21 protein-coding genes, 5 tRNA genes and 1 other RNA gene are annotated in these 23,796 nt (G+C 67.3%); 5 read left to right on the plus strand and 22 right to left on the minus strand.

The window, feature by feature from the left end:
- Nucleotides 1–35: 35 nt before the first annotated feature.
- Both ssrA and AC06FE_RS01230 read left to right on the plus strand, forming a co-directional pair.
- Nucleotides 36–389, plus strand: a transfer-messenger RNA (tmRNA) gene (ssrA, locus tag AC06FE_RS01225).
- A 332-nt stretch (nt 390–721) separates the two neighbouring features.
- Entirely contained in the window at nt 722–1,273 is a 552-nt protein-coding gene (locus AC06FE_RS01230) for a hypothetical protein (protein ID WP_478072020.1), read from the plus strand.
- A 447-nt stretch (nt 1,274–1,720) separates the two neighbouring features.
- On the opposite strand, the gene AC06FE_RS01235 is transcribed toward AC06FE_RS01230, so the two are convergent.
- The 4 genes from AC06FE_RS01235 to AC06FE_RS01250 all read right to left on the minus strand — a co-directional run bounded on the left by AC06FE_RS01235 (nt 1,721) and on the right by AC06FE_RS01250 (nt 2,266).
- Nucleotides 1,721–1,796, minus strand: a tRNA-Glu gene (locus tag AC06FE_RS01235).
- 50 nt (nt 1,797–1,846) lie between these two features.
- Nucleotides 1,847–1,922, minus strand: a tRNA-Ala gene (locus AC06FE_RS01240).
- A gap of 138 nt (nt 1,923–2,060) precedes the next feature.
- Nucleotides 2,061–2,136, minus strand: a tRNA-Glu gene (locus AC06FE_RS01245).
- Between the two features lie 54 nt (nt 2,137–2,190).
- Nucleotides 2,191–2,266: transfer RNA gene (locus tag AC06FE_RS01250), tRNA-Ala, on the minus strand.
- A 205-nt stretch (nt 2,267–2,471) separates the two neighbouring features.
- Here AC06FE_RS01250 and AC06FE_RS01255 point away from each other — a divergent pair.
- Nucleotides 2,472–2,867 carry a hypothetical protein gene (locus AC06FE_RS01255; RefSeq protein WP_478072021.1) on the plus strand — a complete coding sequence of 132 codons (396 nt, stop codon included), beginning with the start codon at nt 2,472–2,474 and terminating at the stop codon, nt 2,865–2,867.
- A 63-nt stretch (nt 2,868–2,930) separates the two neighbouring features.
- Nucleotides 2,931–3,926 carry a C13 family peptidase gene (locus tag AC06FE_RS01260; protein WP_478072022.1) on the plus strand — a complete coding sequence of 332 codons (996 nt, stop codon included), beginning with the start codon at nt 2,931–2,933 and terminating at the stop codon, nt 3,924–3,926.
- 107 nt (nt 3,927–4,033) lie between these two features.
- On the opposite strand, the gene AC06FE_RS01265 is transcribed toward AC06FE_RS01260, so the two are convergent.
- The 12 genes from AC06FE_RS01265 to hisS all read right to left on the minus strand — a co-directional run bounded on the left by AC06FE_RS01265 (nt 4,034) and on the right by hisS (nt 15,558).
- Nucleotides 4,034–4,681, minus strand: a complete 648-nt coding sequence (locus AC06FE_RS01265; protein WP_478072023.1) for a single stranded DNA-binding domain-containing protein — start codon at nt 4,679–4,681, stop codon at nt 4,034–4,036.
- A gap of 184 nt (nt 4,682–4,865) precedes the next feature.
- Nucleotides 4,866–6,386, minus strand: coding sequence for a calcineurin-like phosphoesterase C-terminal domain-containing protein (locus AC06FE_RS01270; RefSeq protein ID WP_478072024.1), 1,521 nt, complete (start codon nt 6,384–6,386; stop codon nt 4,866–4,868).
- Between the two features lie 210 nt (nt 6,387–6,596).
- On the minus strand, nt 6,597–7,235 hold the full coding sequence (hisIE, locus tag AC06FE_RS01275) for a bifunctional phosphoribosyl-AMP cyclohydrolase/phosphoribosyl-ATP diphosphatase HisIE (RefSeq protein ID WP_478072025.1): 639 nt from the start codon (nt 7,233–7,235) through the stop codon (nt 6,597–6,599).
- The gene (gene hisF / locus AC06FE_RS01280; protein WP_132862871.1) at nt 7,225–8,001 is read right to left on the minus strand and encodes an imidazole glycerol phosphate synthase subunit HisF; all 777 of its coding nucleotides are present in this window, start codon (nt 7,999–8,001) and stop codon (nt 7,225–7,227) included. The genes hisIE and hisF overlap by 11 nt, the downstream gene beginning before the upstream one ends.
- Nucleotides 7,995–8,729 carry a 1-(5-phosphoribosyl)-5-[(5-phosphoribosylamino)methylideneamino]imidazole-4-carboxamide isomerase gene (gene hisA / locus AC06FE_RS01285; RefSeq protein WP_478072026.1) on the minus strand — a complete coding sequence of 245 codons (735 nt, stop codon included), beginning with the start codon at nt 8,727–8,729 and terminating at the stop codon, nt 7,995–7,997. The genes hisF and hisA overlap by 7 nt, the downstream gene beginning before the upstream one ends.
- The gene (hisH, locus tag AC06FE_RS01290) at nt 8,726–9,328 is read right to left on the minus strand and encodes an imidazole glycerol phosphate synthase subunit HisH (protein WP_478072027.1); all 603 of its coding nucleotides are present in this window, start codon (nt 9,326–9,328) and stop codon (nt 8,726–8,728) included. Before hisH ends, hisA begins: the two co-directional genes overlap by 4 nt.
- Nucleotides 9,325–10,398, minus strand: a complete 1,074-nt coding sequence (gene hisB, locus AC06FE_RS01295) for a bifunctional histidinol-phosphatase/imidazoleglycerol-phosphate dehydratase HisB (RefSeq protein WP_478072028.1) — start codon at nt 10,396–10,398, stop codon at nt 9,325–9,327. The genes hisH and hisB overlap by 4 nt, the downstream gene beginning before the upstream one ends.
- Nucleotides 10,395–11,477 carry a histidinol-phosphate transaminase gene (hisC, locus tag AC06FE_RS01300; protein ID WP_478072029.1) on the minus strand — a complete coding sequence of 361 codons (1,083 nt, stop codon included), beginning with the start codon at nt 11,475–11,477 and terminating at the stop codon, nt 10,395–10,397. The genes hisB and hisC overlap by 4 nt, the downstream gene beginning before the upstream one ends.
- On the minus strand, nt 11,474–12,769 hold the full coding sequence (hisD, locus tag AC06FE_RS01305; protein WP_478072030.1) for a histidinol dehydrogenase: 1,296 nt from the start codon (nt 12,767–12,769) through the stop codon (nt 11,474–11,476). Before hisD ends, hisC begins: the two co-directional genes overlap by 4 nt.
- Entirely contained in the window at nt 12,766–13,677 is a 912-nt protein-coding gene (hisG, locus tag AC06FE_RS01310) for an ATP phosphoribosyltransferase (protein ID WP_478072031.1), read from the minus strand. The genes hisD and hisG overlap by 4 nt, the downstream gene beginning before the upstream one ends.
- Before the next feature lie 9 nt (nt 13,678–13,686).
- Complete coding sequence (locus AC06FE_RS01315; RefSeq protein ID WP_478072032.1) at nt 13,687–14,013, minus strand: YerC/YecD family TrpR-related protein; 327 nt, start codon at nt 14,011–14,013, stop codon at nt 13,687–13,689.
- Nucleotides 14,014–14,151: 138 nt separating this feature from the next.
- Nucleotides 14,152–15,558: a histidine--tRNA ligase gene (gene hisS / locus AC06FE_RS01320; RefSeq protein ID WP_478072033.1), complete on the minus strand. Its 1,407-nt coding sequence runs from the start codon at nt 15,556–15,558 to the stop codon at nt 14,152–14,154.
- Between the two features lie 109 nt (nt 15,559–15,667).
- Between hisS and AC06FE_RS01325 the strand changes: the two genes are divergently transcribed.
- Complete coding sequence (locus AC06FE_RS01325) at nt 15,668–16,426, plus strand: Crp/Fnr family transcriptional regulator (protein WP_132862862.1); 759 nt, start codon at nt 15,668–15,670, stop codon at nt 16,424–16,426.
- Between the two features lie 55 nt (nt 16,427–16,481).
- Here AC06FE_RS01325 and thrC read toward each other — a convergent pair whose 3' ends face one another.
- The 6 genes from thrC to AC06FE_RS01355 all read right to left on the minus strand — a co-directional run bounded on the left by thrC (nt 16,482) and on the right by AC06FE_RS01355 (nt 23,710).
- Nucleotides 16,482–17,789, minus strand: coding sequence for a threonine synthase (thrC, locus tag AC06FE_RS01330; protein WP_478072034.1), 1,308 nt, complete (start codon nt 17,787–17,789; stop codon nt 16,482–16,484).
- A 35-nt stretch (nt 17,790–17,824) separates the two neighbouring features.
- Entirely contained in the window at nt 17,825–18,760 is a 936-nt protein-coding gene (locus tag AC06FE_RS01335; RefSeq protein WP_478072035.1) for a homoserine kinase, read from the minus strand.
- A 5-nt stretch (nt 18,761–18,765) separates the two neighbouring features.
- Nucleotides 18,766–21,270, minus strand: a complete 2,505-nt coding sequence (gene thrA, locus AC06FE_RS01340) for a bifunctional aspartate kinase/homoserine dehydrogenase I (RefSeq protein ID WP_478072036.1) — start codon at nt 21,268–21,270, stop codon at nt 18,766–18,768.
- 488 nt (nt 21,271–21,758) lie between these two features.
- Nucleotides 21,759–22,703, minus strand: coding sequence for a DMT family transporter (locus AC06FE_RS01345; RefSeq protein ID WP_478072037.1), 945 nt, complete (start codon nt 22,701–22,703; stop codon nt 21,759–21,761).
- 44 nt (nt 22,704–22,747) lie between these two features.
- Nucleotides 22,748–23,473, minus strand: coding sequence for a helix-turn-helix domain-containing protein (locus AC06FE_RS01350; RefSeq protein WP_478072038.1), 726 nt, complete (start codon nt 23,471–23,473; stop codon nt 22,748–22,750).
- Between the two features lie 160 nt (nt 23,474–23,633).
- Nucleotides 23,634–23,710: transfer RNA gene (locus tag AC06FE_RS01355), tRNA-Arg, on the minus strand.
- Nucleotides 23,711–23,796 lie beyond the last annotated feature (86 nt).

Below are 23,796 nucleotides of genomic sequence, written 5' to 3' on the forward strand. Positions count from 1 at the left end.
AGGTAGCCGCAACCCTCATCGCTCAACGTCTTACCGGGGGTGCACTGGTTTCGACGGGGGTTATGAAGTCGCTTGGCGCATGCCGAGGGGGTAGCTTTCCTCGTAAATCCAGCTGCAAAACTCTAGTTGCCAACGACGACAACTACGCTCTCGCCGCTTAAGGCGTAAGCCCCGAACCCACTTGTGCCCGTGCTCGTGGATGTAGGGTCATTATCACGGAACCGGCTGTGACGGCTGCCTGTCAGTCACGGCTTAACCAAAACAGGCTGGTCCTTGGGTGCGCTTCGCTCACCGTGCTGCCACAGGACGAGACCCAACGGTGAACTAAGCATGTAGTGCCAGGGATGGAGTGCCTTCGGACGGCGGTTCAATTCCGCCCACCTCCACCAATGCAGTGGCCGACAAGGCCCGAAGCAGGCCGGAATCCCCGAGAAATCAAGGGATTCCGGCCTTTTTCGTTTCCGCCTCCGTGCATCCGCTTCCATTGCAAGCCGTGAGACCGCGGGCACATTTGGGGGCATCTCCCCCCATCGACCATCCAGATACCCCCAACTGACCGACATGGCCCTCCGCAAGGCCAATCTCACCGCGCAAGCTCAAAGAGCCTTCTGACGGCCACCACCTGGGAATTGCCCGATGGCATCGAGGAACCTACGATCAATCCTTGCAAAAGGAAGACCCCCTGCCTTCGAGGCCTTCCAAACCTGGAGATGTGCTTCCCATGCCGGAAAAAGGACAGAAGACGAAGCTGCTTTACTTTTGGCTGTCCCGCGAGGATGTCGCCGAGTTCAGCGATGCACTGCATGAGGCGCTCCCGGATATGCGTTGGCGCTGCTCGCATACGGGCGCTGACCGTCTTCTGATTCACCACTTCGACACGCTCCAGGCTGCGCTCGATTGCGAGGCAAGTGCAATCGTCAGCCAGGCATTTGCACCCTTGGGCCGGTCGGAACTGCAATTCCTCCGCTCCTACCGCATGCATATGACGGACATGAAGGATGCGACAGGGCATGCCTACGACCCTGAGATTGATGTAGTCAACTATGGACGCATGGCGATTCGGTGGAACACGCTGGACGGGGATGATGCGCCCCTCACGGCGTTGCTCAACACGATCTGGAAAACGTTCAAGCAAGTGACCCTACCGGCAAAAGTGCATACCACCGCGGGCCATCCAATCCCAGGCTTCAGGATCGGAAAACAGATGCATGAAACTGCAAGGAGCGAAAGGCTGTACCTGAAGGCGAATGGGCCCTTCTGCCTTCTCGACTAACGTCCACGTGCGTCGCCGCGCCCATGTATGTCGCAGCGCTCCCATACCCCCTGCCGATCAACGCACTTCGGCTCGATCGACCAAGGGAAAAGGGACTGCCGTCGATACGCCGCCTCGTGCCATGAACGACATGCGCTGATTTGAGCACATTGGTTGGAAGCGAGCCATCCGATCATCAACAGGATGCCCGGCTCGCCAGACACTTCTTTCGTAAGCCTTCGATCTTTGGAAGCCTGGCCGGAAGCATCCTGCATGCATTGGCAATGCCATGCTTCGGCCCGAGCATTCACCATCACCGGCAACAGTGCCCTCCCGGCATCTGCAGGCGCATCCGCGACAAGGAACTGCTGATACAAACCGCAACTGGAATCCAGCGAACCCAGCATGCCCCCGGTGCCAAATTCCAGGCAAAGAAAAAGCCCCGGTTTCCCGGAGCTTTTTTGGAAATGGCGTCCCCACGGGGATTCGAACCCCGGTCGCCACCGTGAAAGGGTGATGTCCTAGGCCTCTAGACGATGGGGACGCGTATTCTTCAAATTCGAGTTGTCTATCCGGACGGCCTAATGTCCGAATTGGTGGAGCTAAGCGGGATCGAACCGCTGACCTCCTGCATGCCATGCAGGCGCTCTCCCAGCTGAGCTATAGCCCCACGTTGTTACCGCGAGCCCGCCATTATGGCAGACTTTCTGTTGGAAAGGAAAATCTTTTTTCCTTTCGGACCATCCTGGGAGGATGATCTTTTCAACAGGATCCCGACACATGACCGGGACCGTACTACAGTGATGAATGGCGTCCCCACGGGGATTCGAACCCCGGTCGCCACCGTGAAAGGGTGATGTCCTAGGCCTCTAGACGATGGGGACGCGTTATACTCATCAAGTTGTTTTCGACGATCCGAACGGCCTAATGTCCGGATTTGGTGGAGCCAAGCGGGATCGAACCGCTGACCTCCTGCATGCCATGCAGGCGCTCTCCCAGCTGAGCTATGGCCCCGACGTCGCCGAGAAAGAAATAATAGCCCGGCTTTTTTAGGCCCGCAAGACATTTGTGAAAAAATTTCTTCACATCTCGCCAGCGAACAGGTCATCGCGCCCAGGGCCGACTGGCTGAACTCCTACGCACATGGGATGGGCTTCCCGGCTGCCCCGGCAGGAAGCACGCCGCAACGTATCGGCTCCATCCCTGCGAGGAGCATCGCATGCCGGTCGTGGTCATCGTGCTGGCTTTCATCTTCATCAACCTGGGCTGCGGACCGGCCCATGCACAACAGGTGTTCAAGTGCCGCACCGACGATGGGATCGCCTATCAGTCCCTGCCCTGCGACGGCCCGCCGTTGAAGCAATGGACGGCGGCACCCGAACCGTTCGACCGGCACGCGCAGACGCGCCTGCAGACCATCGAGCGTGAACTCAAGCGCGCCAATGCCGTTCCCGCATGGCGGACACGGCGTTCCGGCCGACCGCCCACACCCGCGGCAGGTGCCTGCGAGCTGGCGCGGCGCGGTCGCAGCCAGGCCTATGCCAAGGCCGGGCTGAAACGGGACTTCGCGCTCTCCAGCCATTGGGACAACCAGGTCCATGCCGCCTGTTGGTAGGAGCTGGACGCTGAAGGACGCGGAGTCGATAGAATCCAGGCAACTCCTCCGCGACCTGTGGCCATGGCCAGATCCCCGCTCCGCTGCCTGCTGTCGCGCCTGCGTCCTCTGGCCTTGTCCGCTGTCCTGCTGTTCGGCATCTGGCCTGCGCTGGCGCGCACACCGGAAGCCCCGGAGTGGCAACCCACCACGCCCGCGTTCGGGCGCGCACAGAAGGCCTTGCTGGACGGCCAGATCAATGCCCTGGCCGCGCAGCGACCGGGCGTCACCGACCTGTACGTGCTGGGCGTGGCCGGGGATGTCGATGAAGACGTCTTCCGCAACGAAGTGCTGTACCTGCGCCAACTGTCGGCACAACGCTGGGACGCCGAAGGCCGCATGCTCAGCCTCGTCAATCACCCCGATACGCGCGCCGGGGCGCAGGCACAACCGCTGGCGACCTACCAGAGCATTGGCTACGCGCTTGATGCGCTCGGCCAGCGACTGGACCCCAAGGAGGACGTGCTGCTGGTCTACCTGAGCAGCCACGGCCTGGACGACAGCAGCTTCTACCTGCATACCGGATCGGGCCAGGAGGACTACCTCACGCCCGGGGACCTGGCCGAATCATTGAACGAAGCGGGGATCGGAAACGCGGTGATCGTGGTCTCCGCCTGCTACTCCGGCGGCTTCATCCCCGCCCTGAAAGCCCCCAACCGGATGATCATCACCGCGGCGCGCCACGACCGTCCCTCCTTCGGCTGCGGCAACACCGACAGTGCCACCTGGTTCGGGCGCGCCTTCCTGGTGGAAGCGATGAACGCCACCAGCGATTTCGCCGACGCCTTCTCGCGTGCCAGCGCCACCGTGCGCGAGCGTGAAAAGGAAGAAGGCGAGTTGCCATCCGAACCCCAGTTCGATGCCGGCAAGCGCGTCAGCAGCGTGCTCGGCAAATGGCGGCTGGGCCTGCCAGAGACGGCCGCCGTGCCCTACCCGTACGTGCATGTGCCGCGGTCACCGACGGGCGCGCTGCGCACCAAGGCACCGGCTGACGGCCGCGCCAACAAGAAGGGTTTGTAGGCGACCGGCGGGCGTCCAGACGCACAGGGCCGCGGCATGCAGGGGTTTGGCAATGCCGGCGAAACACCGCAATGGGGTTCGCGATCGAGGGCGCTGCTACCGTGGCTTCAGCGACGCATGGCTTCGGTAGCCTCGCTGACGGCGGAGGCCGGCAATACGGTGATCGGGCCGGCCCGCTCCGCGGGAGCCACCAACGTCACCGACATCGCCGCAATCGCGGTGACGCTGCCATCGGCGTCACCACGCGACACCGGATGCCCCGTACTGCGCGGTTGGTCGGCAACCTGCGCCTGGGGCAACTCGACCACCCGCCCGCGCACGGTCACCCGGTCGCCGGTCCGTACCCGCGAACCCAGTCGCATCGTGTACTCGGTGTCGGCCGGCATGTTGATCGACGTGTCGTAGCCTTGGTCGAGCACGAACACCCCGTCGGACGTGGCAGGATTGCCATCGCCTTCGTCCTGGATGAACCAGCCTATCGGCGGCGCGGCGCTGCCCGCTCCCTCACCCAGGGTTTCCTTCATTTCCTGGCCGACGTCGTCGCTGTCACCCATCAGGTTGCGCACGACCACGCCCTCGACGAGCACATCGCTATCCAGCAGCGGGCTGATGGCTCCGGCGCCCTGCACCGTGCCGATCAGCTTGCGTGCCGGATCGATGGGTTCGACCACCGTCTCGGTCGCAGGCAACGAACAGGCGCTGCAGGCCAGCATCCATGCCATCAGGGCGACGCCCGTCACTTCCTTGTTGCGCATGTGTTGGTCTCTTGCGGTGCCGGTGCGGGAACGGTGAAGGGTAAGGGAATTGGCCGGGCGCGCCCTCCCCGTTGAGGGCGCCGTCGAAATCCCGGGGAAGGCAGCAGCCGCGCGGAGCAGGCCGTGCGTGCGTCGCGGCGGGGTAGTTCCTACCGAGCGGCCCCGCCCATCGGCGTGTTCGTTGTCAGGGGCTGGCGGATTGCAGACGATAACCGGTGGTAGCGGTATAGGACTTGCCGTTCAAGGTGGTGCGCACTTCGACGGTGTGCTCGCCCTCGGCCAGCCCGGTCGGCAGCGCGGCGCGCCACAGGTGCGTGGAGGGCACGGCTTCGGGGGAGCGATCGTATCCGCGCAGCGTTTCGGCCAGGTCGTCGGCGATGTTCTCCACGAGCAGCCGCGGGTCGGGCTGGCGGACCTGCTTCATCGCCTGCCACTGGCCACCGTCGACACGGAACTCCACCGGCAGCCCGTCATGGCCCATGAACACGTTGGCGTACACACCCCAGGCCGGATAAGCGCCCTGGCGCAGCACCTTGGGCGCATGCAGCGCGATCTGATGGTCCGCCGGCGCACGCGCGACCCGGTACTCGACGCTGTACTGCCCATGCGGCTGCACGTTGAGCAGGCCGTAGCCGTTGGGCGTGCCGTCGGCCATGGTCGTATCGGGGATGCCCTGCGCATCCTTCACGCCGGACCAGAACGCGCCGCAGGCGGCGCCGACGTTGTATTCGTGCAACGGACGCGCCCCTTTCCACCCCTGCGCGGCCGACCAGAACACCTGGCTCTGGTTGTGGGTGTGCCCGCTGAGGATCAGCGGGTGCTCCACCTTCGCCAAGAGGGCGAACAGGCGGGCGCGGTCCTGCTCACGGAAGACGTGGTCGAACAGCGGGATATGGAGGCCAAGCACGACCAGCTTGTCGCGGCCAACCGTGGGCAGGTAGCGCTCCAGGAAGGCGAACTGGTCCTCGCGTAGGCCGCCGATGTAGGCCGGCTTCTGCCCGGGCTGGGCGAGGATGTCGTCCAGCCCGATGAACACCATCGATGCCTCTTCCCAGGCGTAGGTGTCCGGCCCGAGGTAACGGTGGTAACTGACCAGCGATGTCGCATCACTGCTCGCGCCGATGTCCATGTCGTGATTGCCGGGAACATGCAGCCACGGCACGCCGAGCGACGTCACCGCACGGGTGAGCGCCGGATACAGCGAGGGATCGTCATTGGTGACATCCCCCAGCGTCATCCCGAGCCGTGCCTGATGCTTGCCACGCAGTGGCTCGATGATGTCGCGCTCGAAATAGCCCACGTCCAGCGCACTGCCGGTCTGGCTGTCGGCCATGACCAGCGCCTGGAAGCTGTCCGGCGCATCCGGCTGCGGCACCAGTGCAAACGGCCGGCACTGCCCACCCTGCCCATCACGCGGACGCCAGATGTCCGGTAACCCATCAGCACGCGCGGACGCAGCGTAGCCGGCAGGCTTGATGACGAAGATGTTTGGTTGCGTGGAGGCCGGGAGCTGGTAACGGCCAGCCGTGTCGGTCAAGGCGATGTGCTCGCCATCGGAAATCCTGATGCCGGCCAGCGGCGCTTCGCCCGCCTCCTGCCTGCCGTTGCCGTTCGCATCGACGAAGACACTGCCGCTGCTGCAGGAGGCGGCCGCCACGAACGGCGCACCGGCCAGCAACAGGCCGGTCAACAGGGAATGACGCATGGAATCCTCGGCGGGCGGATGATGTACGGACCTCCATTATCGCCCCGGCGTTGCGACAGCGGCATGGCGGAAACTGGCGGCCGACGGGAGAAGGCCGTTGCCGCAGGAAGTGCGGGCCAGGCGTGGGGAGAACCTGGCCGGGCTTCATCCCCGCCCGCGTTTGCCGGATCCTCCCCCGGCCGTACCGAAGGGCGGACCAGCATCATTGCTTCAGCCGGCCGCCTTCTCCACGGCCTTGGCGTGGCGCGTCTCCAGCACGGCCACCGCATCCTCCAGCGACAGGCCGCGCGAGCGCAGCAGCACGATCAGGTGGAACAGCAGGTCGGCCGACTCGCCGAGCAGGTCTTCGTCACGCTGCACGACACCGGCCAGCGCCGTTTCCACGCCCTCCTCGCCCACTTTCTGCGCGATATGGCGCGGGCCCTTCTCGAACAGCTGGGTGGTGTAGCTGTTGAGCGGGCGGTCGTGCTCGCGCCGCTTGACCAGTGCGTCCAGCGCGCCGAGGAAATTGCCGGGTGTGGCGCCGAAGCAGCTGGTGGCACCGGTATGGCAGGTCGGCCCGTGCGGGCGCACGCTGACCAGCAGTGTGTCGGCGTCGCAATCGGTGCGGATCTCGACCAGCTCCAGATGGTTCCCCGAGGTTTCCCCTTTCGTCCACAGCCGCTGCTTGCTGCGACTGAAGAACGTGACCCTGCCGCTCGCCCGGGTCTTGTCCAGGGCATCGCGGTCCATGTAGCCCAGCATCAGCACGCGCAGCGTCGCCGCATCCTGGATGATGGCCGGCATCAGCCCGTCAACCTTGGCCCAATCCAGCGTAGCCGGGTCGACCGGCGTGAAATCAGTAGACATCCCTTACCTCGATCTGTTGTTCGCGCAGGAACTGTTTCAGTTCCGGAATGGCGATGGCGCCGGAGTGGAAGACACTGGCGGCCAGGGCCCCGTCCACGTCAGCCTGTTCGAACACGTCGGCAAAGTGCTGTGGCGTCCCGGCACCGCCGGAGGCGATCAACGGCACCGTGCTCACCGCCCGGGCCTGGCGCAACTGGGCAATATCGTAGCCCCTGCGCACGCCGTCGCTGTCCATGCAGTTCAGCACGATTTCACCTGCGCCGCGTTGCTGAACTTCACGCACCCAGTCCAGCGTCAGCCGCGCCTCGGCACGGGTCTTGGCCGGGTCGCCGGTGTAGGAACGCACCCGCCATTGGCCGTCGGGCTCGCGGATGGAGTCGATGCCGACCACCACGCATTGCTCGCCGAAAGCCTCGGCCAGCGCCTCGATCAGCGCCGGGTGCTCCAGCGCCGGGGTGTTGATGGAGATCTTGTCCGCGCCGGCATGCAGCACCGCGCGGGCGGTCTCGACGTCTCGGATGCCTCCGGCCACGCAGAAGGGGATGTCGATCAGACGGGCGACGCGTTCGATCCAGGCCCGGTCCACCGAGCGCCCTTCCGGGCTGGCGGAGATGTCGTAGAACACCAGCTCGTCGGCGCCGGCGTCGCGGTAGCGCAATGCCAGCTCGGTGATGTCGCCCATGTCGACATGGTCACGGAACCTGACGCCCTTGACCACACGGCCTTCGCGCACGTCCAGGCAGGGAATGATGCGGCGGCTCAACATGCCAGGGCCTCGTCGAGTTGCAGCCGGCCTTCCAGCAAGGCCTTGCCCAGCACGGCGCCACCGCAACCGGCCACCTTGGCCGCGTGCACGTCGGCGACGTCACGCACACCGCCGGAAGCCTGCACCGCCACCCCGGGCAGCAGTTGCACCAGGTGCGCGTACAGGTCGATGTTGGGACCGGTCAGCATGCCGTCACGGGAAATGTCGGTGCACAGCAGGTGCTTCATGCCGGCTTGCGCATAGCGCTGGGCCAGTGCATCCAGGGTGACGTCGGCGGTCTCGGTCCAGCCATGCACCGGCAGACGCCAGACGCCGTCCTCGCCCTGACGGGTATCCAGGGCGATGGTCAGGTGCTCGGGACCGAACTCGGACAACCACGCCAATACGTCGTCCGGCGCGCGCACCGCCAGTGAACCGATCACCACGCGGCTGGCGCCGGCATCCAGGATGCGCGCCACGTCATCGCGACCGCGCACGCCGCCGCCGGTCTGCACCTTCAACGAGGTAGTCGAGGCAATCTGCGCAAGCAGCGGTGCCAGCGTATAGCCACCGGCCTTGGCCGCGTCCAGGTCGACCAGGTGCATCCAGTGCGCACCGGTGGTGGCGAAGGCCTGCGCACGCGGCAACGGGTCGTCGCCATAGGTGGTCTGTTGGGCGTAGTCGCCCTGCAGCAGGCGCACGACGCAGCCGTTGCGGATGTCCAGCGCGGGATAGACGGTAAAGCTCATGGGAAATCGGTCTCGATGAAGTTGCGCAGGAGGCGGGCGCCGGGGCCGGCGGAGCGCTCCGGGTGGAACTGCGCGCCGCACAGGCGACCGCGCTGCACCACCGCGGTGAACAGCCCGCCGTGGTGGCAGGCCGCGACCGTGTCCGATGTCACCGGCGCGGCGTAGCTGTGCACGAAGTAGGCACTGGCACCGGCGGCAACACCGTCCAGCAAGGGCGACGCGCGCAGCGCCAGCAATTTGTTCCATCCCATGTGCGGCACGCGCACGCCTACCCCCGGATGCAGGCGACGGACAACGCCGGGCAGCAGCCCCAGGCAATCGACCTTGCCTTCTTCCGATGCCTCGAACAGCAGCTGCATGCCCAGGCAGATGCCCATCAGCGGCACCTGCAACGTGCGCAGCGGCTCGACCAGGCCCTGCGCGTGCAGCCGGCGCATGCCTTCGGCAGCCGCGCCGACGCCGGGCAGGATCACCCGCGGCACGCCAACCAGGTCGTCGGCGGTGCGCACCATGCACACCGTCTGCCCCAGCCGCTCCAGCGCATAGCGCACCGAGCCGAGGTTGGCACCGCCGGCGTCGACCAGGCCGATCGTGCTCACAACGCCCCCTTGGTCGAGGGCAGCTCGGTGCCTTCGCGGCGGATGGCCTGGTGCAGGGCGCGGGCCAATGCCTTGAAGCAGGCTTCGACCTTGTGGTGGTCGTTGTCGCCTTCCACCTTGAGGTTGAGGTTCAGCCCGGCCGCATCGCACAGGGAGCGGAAGAAGTGCGGCACCAGCTCGGTGGGCATGTCCCCTACCCGCTCGCGCTTGAAGTCGCCTGCGAACACGAAATACGGGCGGCCGCTGAAGTCCAGCGCGGCGCTGGCCAGGGTCTCATCCATCGGCAGGGTGAACCCATAGCGGCCGATACCGCGCTTGTCGCCGAGCGCCTCACGCAAGGCTTGGCCCAATGCCAGGCCGGTGTCCTCGATGGTGTGGTGCTCGTCGATGTGCAGGTCCCCCTTGGCCTCGACCTCCAGCGCGAAGCCGCCGTGACGCCCGATCTGGTCGAGCATGTGGTCGAAGAACGGCAGACCCGTGCTGATCTTCGCCGTGGCCACGGTGTCCAGGTCCACGAACACGCGGATCCGGGTTTCCTTGGTGTCGCGCTGCACGGTGGCGCGGCGCGGCGCATCGGCCAACTCGTGGGCGATGCCGTCCCAATCCCACTCGCCGCCGAACTGCCCGGTGCGCAGCTGGAAGCCGCGGACCTTCAGGTTGTCGGCGAACTGGATGTCGGTGGGACGGTCGCCCACCATGCCCGAGCGCGCCCAGTCGATGCCCCGGTCCTGCAGGTACGACAGCATCATGCCGATGCCCGGCTTGCGGTTGGGGCTGTTGTCGTGCGGCCAGCTCGGGTCGATCAGCACGTCGCGGAAGACGATGCCCTGGCTGGCGAAGATCTGCAGCATCAGGTTGTTCGGGCCGTCGAAGCGCTCCTGCGGGTAGCCTTCGCTGCCCAACCCATCCTGGTTGGAGACGATGACGAACTGGTAGCCGGCATCGCGCAGCTTGAGCATCGCCGGGATGACGTTCTTCACCAGACGCAGCTTGTCGTAGGCGTCGATCTGGAAATCGGCCGGCTCTTCGATCAGGGTGCCGTCACGATCGACGAACAGGATGGGGGTCATGTAACGGGCTCCAGCGTGGCGAGGGCGTCGAGGACGCGGTCATTCTGTTCGGGCGTTCCCACGGTGATGCGCAGCGCATCGTGCAGCTGCGGCGCGGCGCGCTGGTCGCGCACCACCACCCCGGCGCGCAGCAGCGCCTGGAAGGCGGCTTCGGCGTCGATGAAGCGCACCAGCAGGAAGTTCGCGTCGGAGGCATACACCTTGCGCACATGCCCCTGCAGCGACAGCGCCATGCGCAGACGGTCGCGCTCGCTGCGTACGGTGGCAATGCGCGCGCGGGTCTGCTGCAGCGCCTGCTCACCCAACCCCGCCAACGCCAGCGCCGAGCATGGGGTCGGAACGGGATACGGCGCCTGGCAGCGGCGCAACACCACGATCAGGCGGGGATCGGCGATGACGCAGCCAATCCGCGCCGCCGCCAGAGCGTGGGCCTTGGACAGGGTCCGCAGTACCGCGACGTTGTCATGGCCCGCCAGCAGGCGCGTCGCCGAGGGCGTGTCGGCGAACTCGGCATACGCCTCGTCAACCACCACCAGCGCCTGGCCGCGCAGAGCCTCGGCCACCCGCTCCACCTGCGCCAGCGGGATGCTCAACCCGGCCGGGTTGGACGGCGAGCACAGGAACACCAGCTTGGCGCCGCCTTGCCTGGCAGTGGTGATGATGGCGTCGATGTCCGGCACGAAGCCCGCCGCGGTGTCCTGCAACGGCACCTCCAGTGCAGGCGCGTTCTGCAGGCGGGCACTGACCGCATACATGCCGAACACCGGCGGGGTATACAGCACCGCATCGCGGCCCGGCACGCACAGCGCACGTACCAGCAGGTCGATGACCTCGTCGCTGCCACGCCCGATCAGCAGTTGCTCCGGCGCACAGTCGTACAACGTCGCCAGCCGTTCGCGCAGCGCCTGCGGTTGCGGGTCCGGATAGCGCCGACAACTGGCCAGGGGGTCGCCCGGGTTGGCCCACGCCGATTCATTGGCGTTGAGCCAGATCTCGCCATCGAGCTTGGCGCTGCGCGCCGAGGAATAGCCGGTGAAGCCACGCAGGTCATCGCGTACAAGGTCGAGCACGCTGCTCACGGCGTCACTCCCAGCCGCAGGGCGACGGCGTTGGCGTGCGCGCCCAACCCTTCCGCCCGCGCCAGCGTCAAGGCGCATGGACCGATGTTGGCGATGCCCTCGGCACTGGCCGCCTGCACGCTGATCTGGTTCTGGAAGCTGGCGACGCTGACGCCGCTGTAGGCGCGCGCGGCGCCGGCGGTCGGCAGGACGTGGTTGGTGCCGGAACAATAGTCACCCAACGCCTCCGGCGTGTAGTCACCCATGAACACCGAACCGGCGGCCTCGACCTGTTCCAGCCAGCTGCGCGGTTCGCGCAGGGCCAGGATCAGGTGCTCCGGTGCGTAGCGGTTGGAGATGGCGAACGCCTGGGCGATCGAGTCCACCTTGATCAGCAGCGAAGCCGCCAGCGCCTGCCGGGCAATGCCCTCGCGCGCCAGCTGCGCCACCTGGGCCTCCACCTCGTCCTGCACGGCGGCGATCAGCGCAGTATCGTCGCTGAGCAGCAGCACCTGCGAATCCGGGCCATGTTCGGCCTGCGACAGCAGGTCGGCCGCGACGAAGGCGGCATTGGCGCCGGCATCGGCGATCACCAGCACTTCGGATGGCCCGGCCGGCATGTCGATGGCCGCCGCACCGGCCTGCGCGACCTGCTGCTTGGCCTCGGTGACGTAGCTGTTGCCCGGGCCGAACAACTTGTCGCAGGACGGGACGGTATCGGTGCCGTATGCCATCGCCGCGATCGCCTGCGCTCCGCCGATCTTGTAGACCCGGTGCACACCGGTCAGGCGAGCGGCCACCAGCACCGCCGGGTCGGCACTGCCGTCCTTGCGCGGCGGCGTGCACAGCACCACTTCGCGGCAGCCGGCCAGACGCGCCGGCACCCCGAGCATCAACGCGGTCGATGGCAGCGGCGCGCTGCCGGCCGGCACGTACAGGCCGACGCGACCGATCGGGCGGATCATCTTCTCGCAGACCACGCCCGGTGCGGTTTCCACCGCGTAGGGGCGAGCCATGCCGGCGCGGTGATAGGTATCGATGCGATCGGCCGCCTGCTGCATGGCGATGCGCAGCTCGGCCGGCACCGCCAGCTCGGCGGCCGCAAACTCGGATTCACCAACCTCAAAGCGCTCCGGTGCCACCCCGTCGAAACGGGCACTGATCTCGCGCAGGGCCACGTCGCCGTCCTCGCGCACCTGTGTGATCAACGCGGTGACCGACGCCCGGGTCTGCTCGGCCACCGCCTGCACCGGGCGGGTCAAGGCGCGGGCCTGGCCGTCGGCGTCCAGCGCATCCCAGTCGAGGATGTTCATACCAGCGACTTCTCCACGGCCAGCACCATCAAGCCCTGTGCGCCGGCGCGCTCCAGCTCCTCCAGCCGTTGCCAGCTCAGCGCCCCGTTGCACATGGTCTGCAGCCGTACCGCGCTGCCACTACCCGGCAGGCGCAGCAGCGGTTCGGCATCGGGCAGCAGGCGCGCCAGCGCGTCCACGCGCTCCTCGGCGGCGCTGAACATCAGCAGCTTCTGGTCCTGCACCTTGGTCAGGCCATCCAGGCGGCGCAACAGCATCGCCATCAGGCCGGCGCGGGCGTCATCGAGTTCATTGACCGGGCCGGCCAGCACCGCTTCGCTTTCGAGCAGGGTCTCCACCGGCTTGAGCTGGTTGGCCGCCAGGGTCGCGCCGCTGGATACCAGATCGCAGATCAGCTCGGCGGTCCCCAGCTTCGGCGCGATCTCCACCGAGCCGGACAGCTCGACCACCTGCGCATCCACGCTCTTTTCCTTCAGCCACGCGCTGAGGACAGCCGGATAACTGGTGGCGATCCGCTTGCCCTGCAGCATCTGCACGCCCTGCCAATCCCACTCTTCCGGCACCGCGATCATCAGCCGGCACTGGCCGAAGCCCAGCCCGCGCAGCGGTTGGTAGGCATCGGGCAGACCGATCTGGCGGCGCGCCTTGGCCTGCTCGTCCAGCTCGTTGAGACCCACCACGCCCAGGTCGCAGACACCGTCGGCGATCAGGCCAGGGATGTCGTCATCGCGTACCAGCAGCAGGTCCACCGGCAGCGACTCGCCGAAGCAGAACAGCTTGTCGCGGCTTTGCCGCCAGCTCAGCCCGCAGGCCGCCAACAGGCTGCGCGCAGGGTCGGCCAGCCGGCCGCTCTTCTGGATGGCGATACGCAACCGGTCACGCGCCGGTGCGGAGGTGGAAGCACTCATGTTCGGGTCTCAGTTGGATTCGGTCTTGCGCGCAGCCAGGCGCTCGATGGCGGTGAGGTAGCCCCCGGCGCCGTGCTCGAGCGAGCGCGCCACCCGGCCGATGGTGGTCACGCTCACCCCGGTCAGGTCATAGATCTCGCGATATGGCACGCCCTTGCGCAGCAACGGCACCACCCGCCAGCGGTCGGCCATGGCCTCCAGCTCGGCGGGGGTGCACAGGTCGCGCAGGAAGGCCTGGACGTCCTGCGGCTTGTCCAGCGCGGCCAGCACACGCGCCAGCGCCTTCAACGGGGCATCGGAGGCCTTCTCTTTCTCGGTATCGGGACGTGACTTCATGACGTATCAATGTATTAGCGTGCTAATACATTAGTCCAAGCAGGTGCGCCGGTCAAACCCGCAACGAAAAAGGCCCCGCGATGCGGGGCCTTTGTTCAGCAGGATCGAGGGTTGTCCGGGCCCGGAGGCCCGGCCCACTCAGCGCGCCATCGCGCGGGCCTGCTCCAGCTCCACCTGCAAGGTGGTGGCCAGCTCGTCACGGGCGACCTCGAACTGCTGTTCACGCAGCAGGTCCTTGACCGCGACCACGCCACGCGCCAGCTCATCCTCACCGGCCAGCACCACGAAGCGGATGCCCGCCTTGGCGGCGTACTGGAACTGCTTGCCGATCTTCTTCGGCTCCATCTGCACTTCGGTGTTGATGCCACCGGCGCGCAGGCGACGGGCGATGTCCAGCGACTGCGGCATGGCGGCCTCGTCCATCAACGCGACCATGGCCTGCACGCTGCTTTCGGCGATGCCGTCGATCAGGTTGGCCTCGCGCAGCTGCCAGAACAGGCGGGTCAGGCCGATCGAGATGCCCACGCCCGGCAGCTTGGACTTGGTGTAATGGCTGGCCAGGTCCTCGTAGCGGCCGCCCGAGCAGATCGAACCGATCTGCGGGTGGTCGAGCAGCGTGGTCTCGTAGACGGTGCCGGTGTAGTAATCCAGGCCGCGGGCGATGGAGAAATTCAGGCAGTACGCAGGTTCCGGCACGCCCAGGCCCTTGACCAGCTCCAGCACCTCGCGCAGTTCGGCGGCACCGGTACGCAGCGATTCGCTGGCCGAATCGCCGGCATCGGCCAGCACCGCATCCAGCTTGGCCAGCGCATCGGCATGCGATTCCGAACGTACTTCCACGAACGCCAGGATGCGCTCGACGGCATCCACCGGCAGGCCGAAATCCGGGCCCAGCAGGGTTTCACGCACGTAATCGGCACCGCGCTTGTCGAGCTTGTCGACCTCGCGCAGCACCAGTGCCTGCTGCTGCGGGTCAGCCACGCCCTGGGCCTCGAAGAAGCCGCGCATGAACTTGCGGTTGTTCAGCTGCACGGCGAACTTGCCGATGCGCAGCTCGGAGAACACCGCATTGATGACCGCCAGCACTTCGGCGTCATAGCGGATGCTCAGCGTGTCCTTGCCGATCACGTCCACGTCGCACTGGTAGAACTCGCGGAAACGGCCCCGCTGGGCGCGCTCGCCACGGTAGACGCGCTGCATCTGGTAGCGACGGAACGGGAACGTCAGGTCGTGCTCGTGCTCGGCCACGTAGCGGGCCAGCGGCACGGTCAGGTCGAAGCGCAGCGCCATTTCGGGCAGGCCCTTCTCGCCGGACTCGGCCGCATTGGCCAGCGCGCCGGTGGACTGCACGAAGTACACCTGTCGCTCGGTTTCACCCCCGGACTTGGTCAGCAGCACGTCGGACAGCTCGAACACCGGGGTCTCCACCGGCAGGAACCCGAAGCGCTCGTAGTTGCGGCGGATGACGTCCAGCATGCGCTGGAACGCGATCTGCTCGCGCGGCAGCAATTCCATGATGCCGGGCGGGGTACGGGGCTTGATCACGGGCGAAACTCCTGCAACTCAGTGGGGTGGACGACCGCCAATTCTAGCGCCAGCCCGCCCCGCTGGCCGCATGAAGTATCATTTACCCCATCTTCCCCTCACCCGTGCCATGTCCCGGTCTGCCCCAGGCTCCGAGCTTTCCCCCGTTTCGTCCGCTGCCCAGGAAAGCAGCGGCGCGCGTGAATGCCTGCATTGTTCGGTCCGGCACCTGTCGGTCTGCTCGGCGCTGTCCTGCGATGAAGTGCATGCGCTGGAGCGGATCACCGTGTCCCTGCCGGTGCCGATGGGGGCCACCCTGGCCCGCTCCGGGGAGCCGCGCACTTATGTCTATACAGTGACCGAGGGCGCGCTGCGCCTGGTGCGGACGCTGGCCGACGGCCGGCGCCAGGTGAATGGGTTCGTGCTGCCGGGCGACTACCTGGGCCTGAGCGGCAGCGACCTGCACCGTTACGACATCGAGGCCATCGCCGACAGCCGGGTCTGCCGGGTGCCGACCACACAGATGCGCGACCTGCGCCAGCACCACCCGCACCTGGAGCGCAAGCTGCTGCAGCGCGCCTGCCAGGAGCTGGACGCGGCCCAGGACAACGCCCTGGCGCTGGCCCGCCTGCAGCCGCCGGAGCGGCTGGCCGATTTCCTGCTGCGCCTGGCCGCCCGCGAGGCAACCCTCGCCGGCCACAGCAGCAACCGGGTGTCGCTGCCGATGGGCCGCGGCGACATCGCCGACCACCTGGGCCTGACCATGGAAACGGTCAGCCGCACCTTCACCAAGCTGCGCCAGCAGGGCCTGATCGCCCTGCCCCACCTGAACGTGGTGGAGATCCTGGATTTCGCCGAGCTGCAGAAGCTGGCCAACGACGGCGCCTGAGCGCCCCCGCACAGCAGCGCCGCCTGGGCGCGATGCGGGGACGGCCCCGATGCGATCAGCCCGCGCCGGCCAGCAACGTTTCGCGCAGGGCGGCATAGTCCGGCGGGCACGGGTCCGCATGGGCCGGGCGCTTGAGCAGTTCGGCCAAGGCTGGCGGCACCGGCACCTCGCGGCCGATCAACGGCTCGACCACCGATTCGAACTTGGCCGGGTGCGCGGTCGCGGCGACTGCCCAATGCGTTTCGGCCGCGGCTTCACCACTGGCGCGCAACTGCTCCAGCACCCGCACGGCGGTGGCGGTATGCGGGCAGAACACCTCACCGTGATCACGGAAGCGACGGGCAATGGTGTCGCGGATGGTCGCATCGTCCACCGAGCGCGATACGAAGGCCGCACGCAGCGCCGTGTCGTCGCCGGCATACAGCCAACGCAGGCGCTCGAAGTTGCTCGGCGCGCCCACGTCCATCGCATTGGCCAAGGTCGCCACGCTCGCCGTCGGTGCGTACGCGCCGCCGTTGAAATAGTCCGGCAGCACCCGGTTGGCGTTGGTCGCCAGCACAATGCGCCCCAACGGCACGCCCAGCGCGCGGGCGATCACTGCCGCCATCGCATTGCCCAGGTTGCCAGTGGGAATGACGAAACTCAGCGGTGTTCCGTATGCAGCCTGATGGCTGAGCGCGGCATGCGCGTAGTAGCTCATCTGCGGCAGCAGGCGACCGAGACTGATGCTGTTGGCCGAACTTAGTGGCACCTGCGCCTGCAGCTCGGCATCATTGAGTGCCTGCTTGGCCATGGCCTGGCAATCGTCGAATGAGCCGGCCACGCGCAGCGCGCGGATGTTGCCGCCCAGGCAGCCCAGCTGGTGCGCCTGGCGCGGCGATACGCGGCCGTCCGGGTACAGCACCACCACCTGCAGGTGGGGCTGGTTGTGGAAGGCGGCAGCCACCGCGGCGCCGGTATCACCGGAGGTCGCCACGATGATGGTCAGCGGGCGCTCCTGCCCGGCGCGCAGCCGTGACAGGCTGGCGGCGAGAAAGCGTGCGCCGAAGTCCTTGAATGCGGCGGTCGGCCCATGGAACAGCTCCAGCACGTGATCGTTGCCGGTAGCCAGCGGCTGCAGCGGCGCGGGGAAATCAAACGCCTGCGCGCAGATGGAGGGCAGCGCCGCTTCCAGGCCATCGCCGGCGAAGAACGGCTGCAGCAGTTCGGTGGCGGTCGCCGCCAGACTGTCGCCGGCGCGTAGCGTGCGTGCGGCCGGCATCTGCTGCGGAACGTACAGGCCGCCGTCGGGGGCCAGTCCGGCGGCAATCGCCTGGCTGAGCGTGGCCGGCGGAGAGGCATTGCGGGTGGAGATGAAGTTCATTGCGGTTTCCGGAAAATGTCTGTTCGGGTGCGCGCTCAGAGCAGCGCGGCACCGGGACTGTTCAAGGGGGTAACCCAGGCCTGGCTGCCGAAACCCGCCGCGGCGAAGGCCGCCTGCACGTCAGCGGCAGCGGCTTCGGCAGCCAGGCGCGTTTCAAACCATGCAAACACGCTGGGGCCCGCACCGGAGATGCTGGCACCCATTGCACCGGCGTCCAGCGCGGCCTGCTTGGCCGCATCAAAGCCGACGATCAATGGTGCGCGGCGCGGCTCCACCAGCACGTCGGCTAGGCCTGCACGGACCAGCCCGGCATCGCCGGCATGGCAACCGGCCAGCACCAGGGCCAGGTTGGTGCTCTGCGCGACGAACTCCTTCAGCTCGTACGTGCCCTGCAGGGCGGCACGGGCACGACGGGTTTCCAACTGCGCGTCGGGATGGACCAGCAGGCTGTGCCAGGCATCGGGCACCACCACCGGCACCAGCCGCTCCAGCGTCGACATCACCAACCCGCCCAGGAACATCGGCCCAAGGTTGTCGCCGTGGCGGCTGCCGCTGGCCACCGCCTCGCCATCCAATGCGTACAGGTACAACTGCTCGCGCGACAACGGCGCGTCGAGCAGCGCATTGGCCGCCACCAGCGCCGCCACGCACGAGGCTGCCGACCCGCCCATGCCGGAACTGAGCGGGATGCCCTTGTCGATCTCGATCTCGAAACCGAACGGCAACGACAGTGCGTCGCGCAACGCGATCAAGGCCGCGCCCGCGGTGTTGCGGGGTGCATCGGTTGGCAACGCCACCGCCGTGCCACGGATCGCGCTGATCCGCACTTCGGGCGTGTCAATGCGACGCACCGTCACGGTGTCGCCAACGCCGGGCACGGCATACCCCAACAGATCGAACCCGACCGCCACGTTGGCGACCGAGGCCGGTGCGAAGGCACGCGCCTCGCCTCGACCGGAACCCTTCAGCACCGCACTCACAGGCGCGCCCCCTCGCCCGCGGCGACCCGCAGCACGTCGGCAAACACACCGGCCGCGGTGACTTCCGGGCCCGCGCCCGGACCCTGCACCACTAACGGGTTGTTGCAGTAGCGGCCGGTGGTGAACTGCACCACGTTGTCGGTCAGGCGCAGGTTGGCGAAGGCATGGTCGGCCGGCAGTTCCACCAATCCCACGCTCGGGGCCTGGCCCGGCTTGAACTGGGCCACGTAGCGCAGCACGCAGCCGCGCGAACGTGCATCGGCCAGGCGCCGGGCGAAGGTGGCATCCACCTCCGGCAACGCCGCCATGAAATCCTCGACGCTGGCCTGCTGCAGCGATGCCGGCACCAGGCTTTCCACCGCCACGTCCTCCAGGCTCAGATCGTGGCCAGCCTCGCGGGCAAGGATGACCAGCTTGCGCGCCACGTCGATGCCGGACAGGTCGTCACGCGGGTCCGGCTCGGTGTAGCCCATGCCACGCGCCTGGGTGACCAGTTCGGAGAACGGCACGCTGCCGTCGTACTTGTTGAACAGCCATGCCAGCGTGCCGGAGAAGATGCCGGCGAGCGCCGTGACTTCATCGCCGGTATCGACCAGGTCACGCAGCGTGGTGATGACCGGCAGGCCCGCACCGACCGTCGCCTCGTAGCGGAAGCGCGCCCCGCTGGCCTCGGCCGCCGCGCGGATGGCGTGGTAGCGCACCAGCGGGCCGGCACCGGCCTGTTTGTTCGGGGTGACCACGTGGATGCCGGCGGCCAGCCAGCCGGCGTAGCGCTCGGCCACTTCCGGGCTGCCACTGCAGTCCACGATCAGCGTGTGCGGCAGGCGTGCGGAGAGCAGGTGCTCGGTGAACAGGTCCAGGTCGGCCGGCGACCTGGACGCCTCGAACGCCTGTTTCCACTCACCGTGCAGGCCACGCTGGTCCAGCAGCATGCGCGTGCGCGAGGTGACCGCGCGCAGGCGCAGGTCGAGCTTGGCCTTGGCCAGCAACTGCGGCTGAGCGGTGTTGAGCTGGTCCAGCAAGGCCGCGCCGACGTTGCCCGGCCCGATCACGCCGACCGAGAAGGTCTGCGGCGATAGCCAGAAGCCGGCATGTGCGGCGCGCAGTGCCTTGGTCGCGTCACGCGCGTCGATGGCCACCGAGATATTGCGCTCGGACGAGCCCTGCGCGATGGCCAGGATGTTGACGTGCGCCCGGCCCAGCGCTTCGAACAGGCGCGCCGCCACGCCGGGTTGGCCGGCCATGCCATCACCTACCGCCGCCAGCACGCTCACGCCGGTGGTCAACTGGACGCGCTGCACCTGGCCGGCGGCCAGTTCATGCGAGAACGCCTGTACCAGCGCCTCACGCGCCTGCTCTGCCTCGCCCTGCTTGACCACGCAGCAGATCGAATGCTCGGACGAACCCTGCGAGATCATCACCACCGACACATGCGCGTTGCGCAGCGCCGAGAACACCCGCTCGGCCGTGCCCGGCACGCCGATCAGGCCGGTGCCCTCGACGTTGAGCACGGCCAGGTCCGGGCTCAGGGTCAGGCCCTTGATCGGGCCGGCGCTGGAGCTTTCACCGGTGATGCGGGTCCCCGGATGATCGGGCTGGAAGGTATTGCGGATGATGATCGGCAAGCCGCGTTCGATCGCCGGCGACATCGTCTGCGGGTGCACCACCTTGGCCCCGAAGTAGGCCAGCTCGCAGGCCTCGTCGTAGCTCAAGGCATCCAGCTGCACCGCTTCGGGCACCACCCGCGGGTCGGCCGAGAGCACCCCGTCCACGTCGGTCCAGATGTGCAGTTCGTCCGCTTCGAACAGCGCGGCGAAGATCGCACCGGAGAAGTCGCTGCCATTGCGGCCCAGCGTGGTGATGTGGCCCTTGCGGTCACGGGCCACGAAACCGGTCACCACCAGCCGGCGTGCCGGATGCGACTGCCGCCACAGCTCCAGCTTGGCCGCGCTGGACTTCCAGTCCACGTCCACGCCGAGTTCGCCGTGGTTGACCACCAGCACCTCGCGCGCGTCGAGCACATCGCAGTCCTCGCCCAGCGCCTGCAGGTGATGGCCGAGCAGGTGCGCGGAGAACACTTCGCCCAGGCCCTGCACCCGGTCCAGCACTTCCTGCGGCAGTTCGCCGATCACCGCCAATGCGGCCAGCACGTCATGCAGGCGCGCGAAACGCGCATCCAGCCATTCGACGGTGGCGCCGGAGTGCTCACCCAGCAGCGCAGCGGCGGCGGCGCGGTGACGCGCCCGCAGTTCATGCCAACGTTCTTCCCAGTTCGCATCACCCGCGCCGGCCAGCCGCGCCAGTTCGATCAGCGCGTCGGTCACGCCCTTCATCGCCGAGACCACGGTGACCTGCACCTGCTCCTGGCGCGCCAGCAGCAACTGGGCGACATGGCGATAGCGCTCGGCATCGGCCACGGAGGTGCCGCCGAATTTATGGACGACGGTACGGACAGCGGCGTCCGCGGCGGGATCGGCGAGTGAAGCGGCAACTGACGACATCGGATCAACCTCGTTGGGAGGCCCCGACACACATCTGGATGGAGTTCCCCCGCATCCTGATCCGGGTGCGGGGCCGTGGTTTTCGGAAATTACGCGAAGACGACGGGCCGCACCGGGCAAGTGGTGACGGTAATAGTGGTGGTAATCGAGGTCGCCGGGCCCTGCGCGCGGCACGACACACCCCGGTGGGGTGGCAGCGGCTGGGCGGTGGTCAGGGCGGCGAACATGCGTTCAAGAAAACACCGACGGTCAGGCCACTGTCAAGTGCTGCAGCGCAAAAACCGGCTTGAAGGCATCGTCGGCGAAGCTGCCGTCAAAAGTTGCAAATGTCACGAAGCATCAACTTCGCGCATCTTTCAATGAAGAACCGCGATCCCTTCAGCCGCGCATTGGTTGCCGTCGCAACCGGCGTTCCGGTACCGCATTCACGCCGCCGCCACTGCCGTTGCGCGTGATCGCATCGAGCGTACCGAACTGCGCGGAATGACCTACGCCGATTCAGCCACTGGCCCGGTCGGACGATGCGCGGCGGCACTCCATACCACGCCGGCCAACAGGCAGGCGGCCGCGACCAGTTCGATCGGCAACGGCCAACGCTGTTGCCACAGGAAGCCGTACAGCAGGCCGAACAGGGTTTCGAACACGATCATCTGCCCCCCCAGGGTCAGCGGCAGCGCCCGGCTGGCCCGGTTCCAGCAGGCGTTGCCCAGGATCGAGGCGAACAAGGCCACCGCCGCCGCGACCGCCCAGAAGCCGACCCATTCGTTGCCGCTGTGCGTGCGGCTGTCACCGAGGAATGCCACCGGTGCCAGCAGCAGCGCCAGCGCCCCGGTCGCCACGCCGGTCAGCAGTGACCAGTCGTGCCCGGACAGCTGCGGCACCCTGGCAAGCCAGCGGGTGTTCCAGACCGAATACGCCGTCCATGACACCAACGCGCCGACACCGCACAACAGGCCGACCACACGCTGCAGCGTGCTGCCGTGCACATGGGTCGAGCCAACCGCCTCGTAACCCATCAGCACCACCCCGGCCACGCACAGCACCAGTGCCGGCGCCAGCCGCGACAGCGGCACCGCGCTAGGCTCCCGCGAGCCGACGACCGCGACCAGTACCGGCACCATGCCCACGATCAGCGCCGCGGCGGCACCGCCGCTCCATTGCACCGAGATGGACAGCAGCACGAAATAGACGAGGTTGCCGAGCAGGCTCAGCCAGGTCAGTGCGGTCCATTCGATCCGACCGATGCTGGCGCGCAGCGTCTGCCAACGCGGCACCAGCAGCACGATGGCGATCAATCCGTAGACCAGATAACGGGCGGCGGCCAGTTGCAGCGGCGAGAAGCCGGACAGCATCGCTGGCGCGAGGAACACCACACCCCACAACGCGCCCGAGGCCACGCCGTTGGCAATGCCCACGCCCATCGATCGATTCATCTCGCACCACGCCATCCTTCGGGCCGCGCAGTGTAGGCCCGCGGTCAGGGCGTGTCTTGACCGAAACTACTGGCCTGGGCCCGCCACTGGCGCGGGCCCAATCCGGTTTCCCGGCGCAGCGCACGGGTCAACGCGCTGTGCTCGGAGTACCCGGCCCGCAGCGCGATATCACTGATGCTGGCGTTGCTGCCCTGCAACTGATGCTTGGCCCAGCGCAGCCGCGTTGCCCCTACCCAGGCCAGCGGCGAAAGGTCGAACTCGCGGGCGAACACCGCATGCAGGCGACTGCCACTGACCCCGACTTCGGCCGCCATCCGTGCCACCGTCCAGTCCGCCCCAGGCGTCTGGCGAACCCGCGCGCACAGGGCCTGCAGGCGTGCACCGCTGCCGGCTGGCGCGAACCAGCGCAGCAGCAGTGGCAATGGGTCATGCCCGGCGGTGTGGCGCGGGTCCTGGACATGCTGTAGCAGATGGCGCGCATGCCCGGGCAGGGCCAGCCAAGGCACGCGGCGCAGGTGCTCGAGCGTGTCATCGTCCAATGAACCGGGCGGGCAATCGATGATCAGGCAGCAGTTCTCGCCCCGCCCTTCCAATGCATGGATTTCGCCTGCCGCGACGAAGGCGCCCTGCAGCGGATCGAGTCGACCGCCGTGGCCAGAGACCTCGAACTGCAGGTCACCCCGTACGGGCAGCACCCACTGCGAGAAGTCATGGCACTCCTGTCCGGTCGGAACCGGATAACGGCGCAAGTGGCGGGACGTGGCGGACATCGCCGCAGTCTGCATCGCGGCCTTGCCTGCGGCAATCCGCCTTCCGTCGCACTCGCGCGCAGCCCACGACGCGAGACGCCCCGCGTTCATGGCATCACGAGGCAGCCGAGGCAGTAAGGGGAGGCAATGGCTGCGCCATGCATGGCCAGCATGGGAACGCTGGCGGCCCCGACACGATTCGAACGTGCGACCTGTCCCTTAGGAGGGGACCGCTCTATCCAGCTGAGCTACGGGGCCTGAAATTGGGTGCCAAGAGTACAGGCAAGCTCGATCAACGACCAGCATTGCGGAGGGTCGACGCATATCAGCATGCTTGAAGAAGG

The sequence above is a fragment of the Stenotrophomonas sp. Steno-C18 genome, from assembly GCF_056393195.1.